10 protein-coding genes are annotated in these 12,914 nt (G+C 68.6%); all 10 read left to right on the top strand.

Annotated features, from left to right (window positions below):
- The first annotated feature begins 39 nt into the window (after nucleotides 1-39).
- The 10 genes from mraY (at nucleotide 40) to lpxC (ending at nucleotide 12,843) form a co-directional block, all read left to right on the top strand.
- Nucleotides 40-1,218 (top strand): phospho-N-acetylmuramoyl-pentapeptide-transferase, encoded by a 1,179-nt coding sequence (gene mraY, locus AC07OD_RS08415; protein ID WP_494596111.1) that lies wholly within the window; start codon nucleotides 40-42, stop codon nucleotides 1,216-1,218.
- The gene (murD, locus tag AC07OD_RS08410) at nucleotides 1,215-3,212 is read left to right on the top strand and encodes a UDP-N-acetylmuramoyl-L-alanine--D-glutamate ligase (RefSeq protein ID WP_494596109.1); all 1,998 of its coding nucleotides are present in this window, start codon (nucleotides 1,215-1,217) and stop codon (nucleotides 3,210-3,212) included. The genes mraY and murD overlap by 4 nt, the downstream gene beginning before the upstream one ends.
- Nucleotides 3,209-4,480, top strand: coding sequence for a putative lipid II flippase FtsW (ftsW, locus tag AC07OD_RS08405; protein ID WP_494596107.1), 1,272 nt, complete (start codon nucleotides 3,209-3,211; stop codon nucleotides 4,478-4,480). The genes murD and ftsW overlap by 4 nt, the downstream gene beginning before the upstream one ends.
- Complete coding sequence (gene murG / locus AC07OD_RS08400; protein WP_494596106.1) at nucleotides 4,477-5,544, top strand: undecaprenyldiphospho-muramoylpentapeptide beta-N-acetylglucosaminyltransferase; 1,068 nt, start codon at nucleotides 4,477-4,479, stop codon at nucleotides 5,542-5,544. Before ftsW ends, murG begins: the two co-directional genes overlap by 4 nt.
- Nucleotides 5,541-6,974 carry a UDP-N-acetylmuramate--L-alanine ligase gene (gene murC / locus AC07OD_RS08395; RefSeq protein WP_494596104.1) on the top strand — a complete coding sequence of 478 codons (1,434 nt, stop codon included), beginning with the start codon at nucleotides 5,541-5,543 and terminating at the stop codon, nucleotides 6,972-6,974. The genes murG and murC overlap by 4 nt, the downstream gene beginning before the upstream one ends.
- Entirely contained in the window at nucleotides 6,971-7,957 is a 987-nt protein-coding gene (locus tag AC07OD_RS08390; RefSeq protein WP_218293300.1) for a D-alanine--D-alanine ligase, read from the top strand. The genes murC and AC07OD_RS08390 overlap by 4 nt, the downstream gene beginning before the upstream one ends.
- On the top strand, nucleotides 7,954-8,760 hold the full coding sequence (locus AC07OD_RS08385; protein WP_218293301.1) for a cell division protein FtsQ/DivIB: 807 nt from the start codon (nucleotides 7,954-7,956) through the stop codon (nucleotides 8,758-8,760). The genes AC07OD_RS08390 and AC07OD_RS08385 overlap by 4 nt, the downstream gene beginning before the upstream one ends.
- A gap of 107 nt (nucleotides 8,761-8,867) precedes the next feature.
- A complete protein-coding gene (ftsA, locus tag AC07OD_RS08380) occupies nucleotides 8,868-10,097 on the top strand; it encodes a cell division protein FtsA (protein ID WP_008903721.1) in 1,230 nt (409 codons plus the stop codon).
- Nucleotides 10,098-10,272: 175 nt separating this feature from the next.
- Nucleotides 10,273-11,514 carry a cell division protein FtsZ gene (gene ftsZ / locus AC07OD_RS08375; RefSeq protein WP_494596100.1) on the top strand — a complete coding sequence of 414 codons (1,242 nt, stop codon included), beginning with the start codon at nucleotides 10,273-10,275 and terminating at the stop codon, nucleotides 11,512-11,514.
- 405 nt (nucleotides 11,515-11,919) lie between these two features.
- Nucleotides 11,920-12,843 (top strand): UDP-3-O-acyl-N-acetylglucosamine deacetylase, encoded by a 924-nt coding sequence (gene lpxC, locus AC07OD_RS08370; protein WP_218340434.1) that lies wholly within the window; start codon nucleotides 11,920-11,922, stop codon nucleotides 12,841-12,843.
- Nucleotides 12,844-12,914 lie beyond the last annotated feature (71 nt).

The raw sequence follows: 12,914 nt of genomic DNA, 5'->3' as shown, positions 1-12,914 counted from the left end.
CTGCGTCCGTGGGGCGCGGCCGCCCGTGGGAGGTGCCGCATGCTGCTGATGCTGTCGCAATGGCTGCAGGGCCTGTCGCCCGAGTTCGGCTTTTTCCGCGTGTTCCAGTACCTCACGTTCCGGGCGGTGATGGCGGCCATGACGGCGCTGCTCATCGGCCTCATCGCGGGGCCCAAGGTGATCCGCGTGCTCACCTCGCTCAAGATCGGCCAGCCCATCCGGGGCTATGCCATGCAGACGCACCTGTCCAAGAGCGGCACGCCCACCATGGGCGGCGTGCTCATCCTGCTGTCGATCGCGATCTCGACCCTGTTGTGGTTCGACCTGTCCAACCGCTTCGTGTGGATCGTGCTCATCGTCACGCTGGGCTTTGGCGCGATCGGCTGGGTGGACGACTGGCGCAAGGTGGTCAACAAGGACCCCGAGGGCATGCGCTCGCGCGAGAAGTATTTCTGGCAGTCGGTCATCGGCCTGATCGCCGCGCTGTACCTCGTGTTCAGCATCTCGGAAAGCTCCAACGCCAAGGTGTGGGAGCTGTTCATGGGCTGGGTGCAATCGGGCTTCTCGCTCGATTTGCCGCCCAAGGCGGGGCTGCAGCTGCCGTTCTTCAAGGAAATCAGCTACCCGCTCGGAGTGCTGGGCTTCGTGATCCTGACCTATCTCGTGATCGTGGGCTCCAGCAATGCCGTGAACCTGACCGACGGGCTGGACGGCCTGGCCATCATGCCCGTGGTGATGGTGGGCTCGGCGCTGGGCGTGTTCGCCTACGTCACCGGCAGCTCGGTGTATTCCAAGTACCTGTTCTTTCCGCACATCCCGGGCTCGGGGGAGCTGCTGATCTTCTGCGCGGCCATGGCGGGCGCGGGCCTGGCCTTCCTGTGGTTCAACGCGCACCCCGCGCAGGTGTTCATGGGCGACGTGGGCGCGCTGGCGCTGGGCGCGGCGCTGGGCACCATCGCCATCATCGTGCGCCAGGAGATCGTGCTGGCCATCATGGGCGGCATCTTCGTGGTCGAGGCGCTGTCCGTGATGCTGCAGGTGACCTGGTTCAAGTTCACCAAGAAGCGCTACGGCGAAGGCCGGCGCCTGCTCAAGATGGCGCCGCTGCACCACCATTTTGAAAAGAGCGGCTGGAAGGAGACCCAGGTGGTCGTGCGCTTCTGGATCATCACCATGCTGCTGTGCCTCATCGGCCTGTCCACATTGAAACTGCGATGAACCCGGACGATCCTCTCATCCCGGCGGCACCAGCCGATCCTCCCGTGGCGGCCACGGGCATGGATGCGCCTGCCGGAACGCCGGAGGTGGAGCTGCCACCAGAGCGGTCCACGGCGGATGTGGTGCCGGGCGATCCAGGCGTGACCGACGTGGCTGGGCCCGGCGCGCTGTCCGTCGCCGAACCCATGGACGCCACGGCCGGCGCGACGGAACCTGCGGCAAGCGCCGATGGCACGGCCGGGGCTCCCGGGCCCGCCACAGGCGCACGCGCAGCCAACGCGGCGGCCAATGCCTGGGACCCTGAAAAGCCGCCCGCGGTCTCCGCCGCCAAGGCCGCCGCCGATTTCGTGGCGCAGATTTTTGCCGAGGTGGCGGCCCCCGAGGCCGCGTCTGCGCTGCCGCAGGTGGCTGATGAAGAAGAAGCCACGCAGGACGCTCCAGCCGATGGGCCCGCCGAGCCCCTGGGCCGGCCCGGCGAAGGCCTGCGTCCGCTGCTGGGCCAGAAGATCCTCATCCTGGGCCTGGGCGCCTCGGGCCTGGCCATGGCGCGCTGGTGCGTGCGCTGTGGCGCCGAGGTCACCGTGGCCGACACGCGCGCCGCGCCGCCGCAGCTCGCGGTGCTGCAGCAGGAGCTGCCCCAGGTGCGTTTTGTCGCCGGTGGCTTCGACGCCAGCCTGGTCGAAGGCCAGGACCTGCATGCGGTCTACCGCTCACCGGGTTTGAGTCCGCAGACAATTGCTCCTGTTTTGGTAGCTGCCAGCGCTTGTGGAATAAGCGCTGGTGGTGAATTGAGCTTGTATTCCATGGCGCTGGCTGCGCTCAAGGCCTCGCACGGCTACGCCCCGGCGGTGCTGGCGATCACGGGCACCAACGGCAAGACCACGGTGACCTCGCTCACGGGGCAACTCGTGGAGCGCTCGGGCCAGAGCGTCGCCGTGGCCGGCAACATCGGCCCCACGCTGCTCGACACGCTCGCCAGCCACATCGACGCGGGCACGCTGCCCGAGGTGTGGGTGCTGGAACTCTCAAGCTTCCAGCTCGACGGCGTGACCGGGTTCGAGCCCACGGCGGCCACCGTGCTCAACGTCACGCAGGACCACCTGGACTGGCACGGCGACATGGCGGCCTATGCGGCGGCCAAGGCGCGCATCTTCGGCCAGGCCGGGCTCATGATCCTGAACCGCGAGGACGCGGCCGTGATGCAGATGTTGCCGCCGCCGGTCAAGGTCAAGCTGCAAAAGCCCCAGGTGCGCGAGCACCTGACGTTTGGCGCCGACATGCCCCAGCGCCCCGGCGACTTCGGCATCGAGGTGGTGAGCGGCATGCCCTGGCTGGTGCGCGCCATGGATGCGGACGAAACCCGCAAGCGTGGCCGCAACGAGGCCGCAGAGGACCTCCACATCCAGCGCCTGATGCCCGCTGACGCGCTGCGCATCCGGGGCCGCCACAACGCCGTGAACGCGCTGGCCGCACTGGCGCTGGCATCGGCGGCAGGCTGCACGCTGGCGCCCCTGCTGTACGGGCTGCGCGAGTACCGGGGCGAGCCGCACCGCGTGGAGCCCGTGGCCATCATCCACGGCGTCGAGTACTTCGACGACAGCAAGGGCACGAACGTGGGCGCCACGGTGGCGGCCCTCACCGGCCTGGGCGCGGAGCGCCGCATCGTGGTCATCCTGGGCGGCGATGGCAAGGGCCAGGATTTTTCTCCGCTGGCCGCGCCCGTGGCGCGCCATGCGCGCGCGGTGGTGCTGATCGGGCGCGATGCGCCGCAGATCCGCGCCGCGCTGCAGGACAGCGGCGTGGCACTGGTCGACGCCGAGACCCTGCCGCAGGCCGTGGAACTGGCCTCGCAGCGCGCCCATGCGGGCGATGCGGTGCTGATGTCGCCCGCCTGCGCGAGCTTTGACATGTTCAGGGGCTACGAGCACCGCGCCCAGGTCTTCTGCGACACGGTGCATGCCCTGGCGGACGATGCGACAGGAGGCGCGGCATGAGTGCACCGGCCAGCAACTTCCTGCAGCGCGTGGCGGGCTGGTTCGGCGGCCTGCCCGGCAAGGCCGTGGACGTGCTGCCGGTGCGCGTGGGCGGCACCGACTACCGGCCCCGCACCACCAGCACGCCGGCGAGCGTGCTCGGGTTCGACCAGGCGCTGCTGTGGGTGGTGGTGGCGCTGCTCGCCTGGGGGCTGGTGATGGTGTATTCGGCCTCCATCGCGATGCCGGACAACCCGCGTTTTGCCAACTACGCCTCCACCCATTTCCTCACCCGCCACGTGATGTACCTCGTGGTCGGGTTCGTCGCGGCGCTGCTGGCCTTCCAGGTGCCCATGGCGCTGTGGGAGCGCATGGCGCCCTGGCTCTTCGTGGTGGCGCTGCTGCTGCTGGTGGCCGTGCTGATTCCCGGCGTGGGCAAGGTGGTCAATGGCGCGCGGCGCTGGCTGTCGCTCGGGCCCATCGGCTTTCAGCCCTCCGAGGTGGCCAAGTTCGCCGTGCTCATCTACGCGGCCGACTACATGGTGCGCAAGATGGACGTGAAGGAGCGGTTCTTCCGCGCCGTGCTGCCCATGGGGGCGGCCGTGGCCATCGTGGGCGTGCTGCTGCTGGCCGAACCGGACATGGGGGCCTTCATGGTGGTGGCGGTGATCGCCATGGGCATCCTGTTCCTGGGCGGCGTGAACGCCCGCATGTTCTTCCTGATCGCGGGCGTGCTGGTGGCGGCCTTCGGCATCATGATCGCCAGCTCCCCCTGGCGGCGCGAGCGCGTGTTCGCCTACCTGGATCCGTTCAGCGAGGAGCACGCCCTGGGCAAGGGCTACCAGCTCTCGCACTCGCTGATCGCCATCGGGCGCGGCGAGATCTTTGGCGTGGGCCTGGGCGGCAGCGTGGAAAAGCTGCACTGGCTGCCCGAGGCCCACACCGACTTCCTGCTGGCCGTGATCGGCGAGGAGTTCGGCCTGGTGGGCGTGGTCACGCTCATCGTGCTGTTCCTGTGGATGACGCGCCGCATCATGCACATCGGCCGCCAGGCCATCGCCCTCGACCGCGTGTTCGCGGGCCTCGTGGCGCAGGGCGTGGCGATCTGGATCGGCTTCCAGGCCTTCATCAACATGGGCGTGAACCTGGGCGCGCTGCCCACCAAGGGGCTCACGCTGCCGCTGATGAGCTTCGGCGGATCCGCCATCTTGATGAATCTGGTGGCATTGGCCGTGGTCTTGCGTGTGGACTATGAAAACAAATTGTTGATGAGGGGAGGGCGCGTATGACGCAAAAAACCGCCCTCATCATGGCCGGCGGCACCGGCGGCCACATCTTCCCCGGACTGGCCGTCGCCGAGGAACTGCGTGCACGCGGCTGGCGCGTGCACTGGCTGGGCGCGCCGGGCAGCATGGAGTCGCGCATCGTGCCGCAGCACGGCTTCGCGCTGGAGCTCATCGACTTCTCGGGCGTGCGCGGCAAGGGACTCGTCACGCTGGCCTTGCTGCCGCTGCGCCTGCTGCGCTCGTTCTGGCAGGCGCTGGCCGTGGTGCGGCGCGTGAAGCCGGATGTGGTGGTGGGCCTGGGCGGCTACATCACCTTTCCGGGCGGCATGATGGGCGTGCTGGCCGGCAAGCCCCTGGTGCTGCACGAACAGAACTCCGTGGCCGGCATGGCCAACAAGGTGCTGGCGGGCGTCGCGGACCGCGTGTTCACGGCCTTCCCCGATGTGTTCAAGAAGGGCCAGTGGGTGGGCAACCCGCTGCGCACCGCCTTCACCCGGCAACCCGGCCCGGCCGAACGTTTTGCGGGCCGCTCCGGCCCGCTGCGCCTGCTGGTGGTGGGGGGCAGCCTGGGCGCACGGGCCCTCAACGAGATCGTGCCGCAGGCCGTCGCGCTGATGCCCGCCGAACAACGCCCCACCGTGGTCCACCAGAGCGGCGCGACGCAGATCGACGCGCTGCGCGCCCACTATGCGGCCGCCGGGGTCGATGCGGAGCTGACGCCATTCATCGACGACACCGCCAGCGCGTTTGCGGCGGCCGACATCATCGTCTGCCGCGCGGGGGCGAGCACCGTGACCGAAATCGCGGCCGTGGGCGCGGCGGCCGTGTTCGTGCCGTTCCCTTCCGCCGTGGACGACCACCAGACCACCAACGCCCAGTTCCTGGTGAACGCCGGCGGCGGCTGGCTGGTGCAGCAACGCGACCTGACGCCCGAGGGGCTGTCCGGGATGCTATTGAATATGCAGCGTTCCACCCTGGTGGGTGTGGCGCTTAAAGCTAAAGACATGCAAAAAACCAACGCCACCCGCGAGGTGGTGACTGCCTGCGAGGAGCTTGCAACACCATGAAGCACGCCATTCGCCATATCCATTTCGTCGGCCTGGGCGGCGCCGGCATGAGCGGCATCGCCGAGGTGCTGTTCAACCTGGGCTACCGCATCTCCGGTTCGGACCTGGCCGACAGCGCCACCTTGCGCCGCCTGCAGGGCCTGGGCATCAAGACCTGCCTGGGCCACGCGGCGGCGCACATCGAAGGCGCCGATGCCGTGGTCACGTCCACGGCCGTCACGCCCGACAACCCCGAGGTGCTCGCAGCCCGGGAAAAGAAGATCCCGGTCGTACCCCGCGCGCTCATGCTGGCCGAGCTGATGCGCCTGAAGCAGGGCATCGCCATCGCGGGCACGCACGGCAAGACCACCACCACCAGCCTCGTGACCAGCGTGCTGGCCGAGGCGGGCCTGGACCCCACCTTCGTGATCGGCGGGCGGCTGAACAGCGCGGGGGCCAACGCCAAGCTGGGCAGCGGCGACTACATCGTGGTCGAGGCCGACGAGTCGGATGCCTCGTTCCTGAACCTGCTGCCCGTGATGGCCGTGGTGACCAACATCGACGCCGACCACATGGACACCTACGGGCACGACTTCGGCCGGCTCAAGGGCGCGTTCGTCGACTTCCTGCACCGCATGCCGTTCTACGGCACGGCCGTGCTGTGCGTGGACAGCCCGGCCGTGCGCGACATCCTGCAAAGCGTGACCTGCCCGATCACGAGCTACGGCTTTTCCGAAGATGCCCAGGTGCGTGCCATCAATGTGCGCGCCGAGGCGGGGCAGATGCGCTTCACCGTGCAGCGGCGCAACGGCGTCACCTTGCCGGACCTGGACATCGTGCTCAACCTCGCGGGCGAGCACAACGTACTCAACGCGCTGTCGGCCATCGCCATCGCCGTGGAGCTGAACATCCCCGACGAGGCCGTGCAGCGTGCGCTCGCCGGCTTCAAGGGCGTGGGGCGGCGCTTCCAGAGCTACGGCAACCTTCCCGCCCGGGATGGCGGCCAGTTCACCGTGATCGACGACTACGGCCACCACCCGGTGGAGATGGCCGCCACGTTGGCAGCGGCGCGCGGCGCCTTCCCGGGCCGCCGCCTGGTGCTGGCCTTCCAGCCCCACCGCTACAGCCGCACGCGCGACTGTTTCGAGGATTTCGTGAAGGTCATCGGCCATGCCGACACCGTGCTGCTGACCGAGGTGTACGCCGCCGGCGAGGCGCCCGTGGTGGCGGCCGACGGCCGTTCACTGGCGCGCGCGCTGCGCGTGGCCGGCCGCGTGGAGCCGGTGTTCATCGACAACGTGGCCGACCTGCCGCAGGCCATCGCCGACAACGCGAAGGACGGCGACGTGGTGATGTGCATGGGCGCGGGCTCCATCGGCGCCGTGCCCGGCAAGGTGGTTGATTTGCTACAAAATAATGAGCTTAAGGCGCTGGAGGGGAGCGCGCTATGACCCTTTTTGATTCGAATTTTGATGTGAAGTCCCTGGGCAAGGTGGCCGTGCTGATGGGCGGCGACTCGGCCGAGCGCGAGGTGTCGCTGATGTCCGGCAGCGGCGTGCTGCAGGCCCTGCGCTCGCGCGGCGTGGACGCGCATGCGTTCGACCCCGCGCAGAACCCGCTGGGCGATCTCAAGCGCGACGGCTATGCCCGCTGCTTCATCGCGCTGCACGGCCGCCATGGCGAAGACGGCACGGTGCAGGGCGCGCTCGAACTGCTGGGCATCCCCTACACGGGCCCGGGCGTGATGGCCTCGGCCATCGCGATGGACAAGGTCATGACCAAGCGGGTGTGGCTGGCCGAGGGCCTGCCCACGCCGCGCTACGTGTGGCTGGCGCCCGACCGCCAGCAGCGCGAGGTGGTGCGCACCGTGCCCGACGAGCTGGGCCTGCCGCTCATCGTCAAGCCGCCGCGCGAGGGCTCGTCCATCGGCGTGACCAAGGTGCGCGGCTATTCGGACATGCAGGAGGCCGTGCAGCTCTCCGCGAAATACGACCCCGATGTGCTCTGCGAGGAGTTCATCGACGGCGAGGAAGTCACCTGCGCCGTGCTGGGCCAGGGCGCCGGCGCGCGCGCGCTGCCCGTGATCCGCATCGTGGCGCCCGACGGTGCCTACGACTACCAGAACAAGTATTTCACCGACGACGTGAAATACCAGTGCCCGAGCGGCCTCCCCGAAGCGGAAGAGCGCGAGATCCAGCGCATCGTGCTGGACGCCTACCGCAGCCTGGGCTGCCGGGGCTGGAGCCGCGCCGACCTGATGCTGCGCGCCAGCGACCGCAAGCCCTTTCTGCTGGAGATGAACACCTCGCCGGGCATGACGGGCCATTCCCTCGTGCCCATGGCCGCGCGCGCTGCGGGCATCAGCTACGAGGAGCTGTGCCTGCGCATCCTGGCCGATGCCGTGCTCGACACGCAAGGAGCCGCCGCCAAATGAACTCCGCGCTGCCCGCACCGCTGGACGTCAAGCTCATGAACCTGACCGCGTCGGTCCTGTTCGTGGGCTGCGCCCTGCTCGTGCTGGCGGCGGGTGCCTGGTGGATGCTGCGCTATCCGGGCTTCGCGATCGCGCGCATCGTGGTGCAGGGGGAGCTGGTGCACAACAACGCCGTCACCCTGCGGGCCAATGTGGCGCCGCACCTCGCGGGCAACTTCTTCACGGTGGACCTGCGCGCCGCGCGCGCGGCGTTCGAGCAAGTGCCCTGGGTGCGCCGCGCCGAGGTGCGGCGGGTCTACCCCGGCAGCCTGCAGGTGGAGCTGCAGGAACACGAGGCCGTGGCGTACTGGGGACCGGAGAGCGGCTCGGCCATGGTCAACCGGCAGGGCGAGGTGTTCGAGGCCAACGTGGGCGATGTGGAGCAGGACGGCCTGCCCCGCCTGCTGGGCCCCGCGGGCAGCTCCCCCGAGGTGCTGCAGATGTTTGGGCTGCTGCAGCCGGTGTTCAAGCCCCTGGGGCTGGAGGTCGAGTCCCTGGAACTGACCGGCCGGGGCGGCTGGCGCGCCAGGCTCGACAGCGACGCGGTGGTGGAGCTGGGGGGCGGGGCACCGCAGGAGGTGGTGCAGCGCACGCAGCGCTTCACGCGCACCTTGACCCAGGTGGCGGCGCAGTACGGCCGGCGCGTGGAGTCCCTGGAATCCGCGGACCTGCGGCACGCCGGGGGGTATGCGCTGCGCATGCGCGGCGTGAGCACCGTGATCCCCGATGCCATGGGCGCCGCGGGTGGCGTGCGCAGGAGGTGACGGCATGCAACAGCAGCAGCAACAGCGGTGCGTGGCGTGGAGAGCGGGGCGGTTCGTGAATGAGGCCGGGGTGCGGCGGGACAGAACAGAGAAGGGCAGAGACTGATATGGCAAGAGAATACAAAGACGTCGTGGTGGGGCTGGACATCGGCACAGCCAAGGTCATGGCCGTGGTGGCCGAGGTTCTGCCCAATGGCGAGCTCAAGCTCGCAGGCCTGGGCGTGGCCCCGAGCAATGGCTTGAAGCGCGGCGTGGTGGTGAACATCGACGCCACCGTGCAGAGCATCCAGCAGGCGCTGAAGGAAGCCGAGCTGATGGCCGACTGCAAGATCCAGCGCGTGTACACCGGCATCACGGGCAGCCATATCCGCGGCCTCAATTCCAGCGGCATGGTGGCCGTGAAGGACAAGGAGGTCACCTCGGCCGACGTGGCGCGTGTGGTGGAAACGGCCAAGGCCATCAACATCAGCAGCGACCAGCGCCTGCTGCTGGTGGAGCCGCAGGAGTTCGTGATCGACGGGCAGGATGTGAAGGAGCCCATCGGCATGAGCGGCATCCGCCTGGAGGCCAAGATCCACATCGTGACCGGTGCGCAGAGCGCAGCCGAGAACATCATCAAGTGCGTGCGCCGCTGCGGCCTGGAGGTCGAGCAGCTCATGCTCAACCCCCTGGCCAGCAGCCAGGCGGTGCTGACGGACGACGAGCGCGAGCTGGGCGTGGTGGTGGTCGACATCGGCGCGGGCACGACCGACGTGGCCATCTTCACCGGCGGCGCGATCCGCCACACGGCGGTGATTCCGATCGCGGGCGACCTCATCACCAGCGACATCGCCATGGCGCTGCGCACGCCCACGAAGGACGCCGAGGACATCAAGGTCGAAAGCGGCTACGCCAAGCAGCTGCTGGCCGACCCCGAGGCGCAGGTGGAAGTGCCCGGCCTGGGCGACCGCAGCCCCCGCATGCTCAGCAAGCAGGCGCTGGCCGGCGTGATCGAGCCGCGCGTGGAAGAGATCTTCTCGCTCGTGCAGCAGGTGGTGCGCGAGTCGGGCTATGAGGAAGTGCTGTCGTCGGGCATCGTGCTCACCGGCGGCAGCTCGGTCATGCCCGGGATGATCGAGCTGGGCGAGGACATCTTCCTGAAGCCCGTGCGGCGCGGCATTCCGAAGTATTCCAGCGCCTTGTCTGACATGGTGGCACAGCCCCGGGCTGCTACCGTCATGGGCCTACTGGAAGAGGCGCGCCTGGCGCGGCTGCGCGGCTTCAAGGTGGCACAGAAAAGCGGCTCCATGAAGACGGCGTTTGGCCGTTTCAAGGACTTCATCGTGGGGAATTTCTGACCATGAAATTTCCTCTTTGGCTGGCGAGAGGCAGTCCGCACCGAATACCGCGTGGGCGATGGCGACGATGTACCGGACCGCCATCCCCGCTGCGCACGATGACATACCGAACAACCCATTGGCAGTTGCACACGAGATTGCAAACGAATTCAGTGAAAGAAACAGGAGCTCCAACATGACCATCGAAATGATCGAAGCCGAAGAATTCAACCAGGGCACCCAGATCAAGGTGATCGGCGTGGGCGGCGGCGGCAGCAACGCCGTCGAGCACATGATTGCCCGCAGCGTGCAGGGCGTGGAGTTTGTCTGCGCCAACACCGACGCGCAGGCATTGACCCGCAGCTCGGCCCACCGCCACATCCAGCTGGGCGGCAGCGGCCTGGGCGCCGGCAGCAAGCCCGACAAGGGCCGTGAAGCCGCCGAGGCCGCGGTGGACGACATCCGCCTGGCCATCGACGGCGCGCACATGCTGTTCATCACTGCCGGCATGGGCGGCGGCACGGGCACGGGCGCCGCACCCGTGATCGCCCGCGTGGCCAAGGAAATGGGCATCCTCACCGTGGGCGTGGTCACCAAGCCCTTCGACTGGGAAGGCGGCCGCCGCATGACCAACGCCGACAACGGCCTGGCCGAGCTCGAAGCCAACGTGGATTCGCTGATCGTGGTGCTCAACGAGAAGCTGCTGGAAGTGCTGGGCGATGACATCACCCAGGACGAAGCCTTCGCCCATGCCAACGACGTGCTCAAGAACGCCGTGGGCGGCATTGCCGAAATCATCAATGAATACGGCCACGTGAACGTCGACTTCGAAGACGTGCGCACCGTGATGGGCGAGCCCGGCAAGGCCATGATGGGCACGGCCACCGCCAGCGGCCCGGACCGCGCCCGCATCGCCGCCGAACAGGCCGTGGCCTGCCCGCTGCTGGAAGGCATCGACCTGTCGGGCGCCAAGGGCGTGCTGGTGCTGGTGACGGCCGCCAAGGGCAGCCTGAAGCTGTCCGAATCGCGCCTGGCCATGAGCACCATCAATGCCTACGCCTCGCCCGACGCGCACGTGATCTACGGCGCTGCCTATGACGACAGCCTGGGCGAGGAGATCCGCGTGACCGTGGTGGCCACCGGCCTGTCGCGCCCCAACGCGCGCCGCCAGCCGATTTCGGTGGTGCAGGGCGGCCTGCGCACCGGCACGGACAACGTGGCCTACCAGATGCCCATCGCGGGCACGGGGGCCCTGGGCTCGGCCATGGGCGTGCAGGGCGGCCATGCCGGCAGCGCGCAGGCCGACTACGGCAGCATGTCGGTGCCCAGCGTGTGGCGCACCAACCGCACCCAGGCCGCGGCGCGCGTGGACGCGCTGTCCTCGGGCGGCATGGACGACCTGGAGATTCCGGCCTTCCTGCGCAAGCAGGCGGATTGATTCGGTACTCCCCCTGAGCGGCTACGCCGCTTCACCCCCTCTCTCGCTGCGCGGGAGGGGGCGAGGTCTGCGGCTCCCAGCCCGCCTGCGCGGGCTGGGACAGACCGAGCGCCCCTTGACTCTGGCAAGGGGTTTCTCGACATGCGCGGCGGGGCGGCCCTTGCGCGGTGTCTCTGGCATTGGGCCGTGACGGTTTCCACCACCGCGCTTCCTATTTGGCTCGTATGCTCCTCAGCTGCGCAGTCACCGCCGTCTGGGTACGCGTGGCGCGCAATGCAGTCGCTGCGGGGCGCTACCTGCGTGTCTCTGACAGCTTGTACGCCGCCCCTGCGACTCTCCGTTTTCTATCAGGGTCATAGGCAGCAGTGGATGGTTTTTGCGGGGTCGCCCCACTAAAATCCCCGGATGCTCCAGCAACGCACCCTCAAGACGATCACCCGCGCCGTGGGCGTGGGCCTGCACAGTGGCCAGCGGGTCGAGCTGACCCTGCGGCCTGCGCAGCCGGACACCGGGATCGTGTTCCGCAGGGTGGACCTGCCGCAGCCGGTGGACATCCCCATCCGGGCGGAGGCCGTGACCGACACCCGCCTGGCGTCCACCATCGCCGTGGGCAATGCCAAGGTGCACACCGTGGAGCACCTCATGTCGGCCTGCGCGGGGCTGGGCATCGACAACCTCTATGTGGACATCACCGCCGAAGAGGTGCCCATCCTGGATGGCTCTTCGGCATCGTTCGTGTTCCTGCTGCAAAGCGCGGGCATCGAGCTGCAGAACGCCCCCAAGCGCTTCATCCGCGTCACCCGCCCGGTGGAAGTGCGCGAAGGCGAGGGCGCCGCGGCCAAGTGGGCTCGGCTTGCGCCCTACCACGGCTACAAGCTCAGCTTCGAGATCGACTTCGACCACCCCGCCGTGGATTCCACGGGCCAGCGCGTGGAGTTCGACATGGGGCAAGGCAACTACAGCCGCGACATCGCCCGCGCGCGCACCTTCGGCTTCACGCGCGATGTGGAGATGATGCGCTCCAACGGCCTGGCGCTGGGCGGCGGCCTCGACAACGCCATCGTGATGGACGACTACAAGGTGCTCAACAGCGACGGGCTGCGCTACGACGACGAGTTCGTCAAGCACAAGATCCTGGACGCGATGGGCGACCTGTACCTGATCGGCAAGCCCCTGCTCGCGGCCTACAGCGCCTTCCGCTCGGGCCACGCCATGAACAACCTGCTGCTGCGCGAGCTGCTGGCCCAGCGCGATGCCTGGGAGGTCGTCACGTTCGAGGACGAGCGCCAGGCGCCCGGCGGGTTTGCCCAGCCGGCGCGCGCCTGGTGAGCATGAAGCACCATTCCCGGGCCGCAGCCCGGAGCCTCCTGCCAGTGCCGCGCCCGTTTTCACGGCGCCGG

The organism is Acidovorax sp. GW821-FHT10E03 (genome assembly GCF_059415205.1).
The sequence above is the reverse complement of the archived record's forward strand: the minus strand, read 5'-3'. Positions and strand labels throughout refer to the sequence as shown.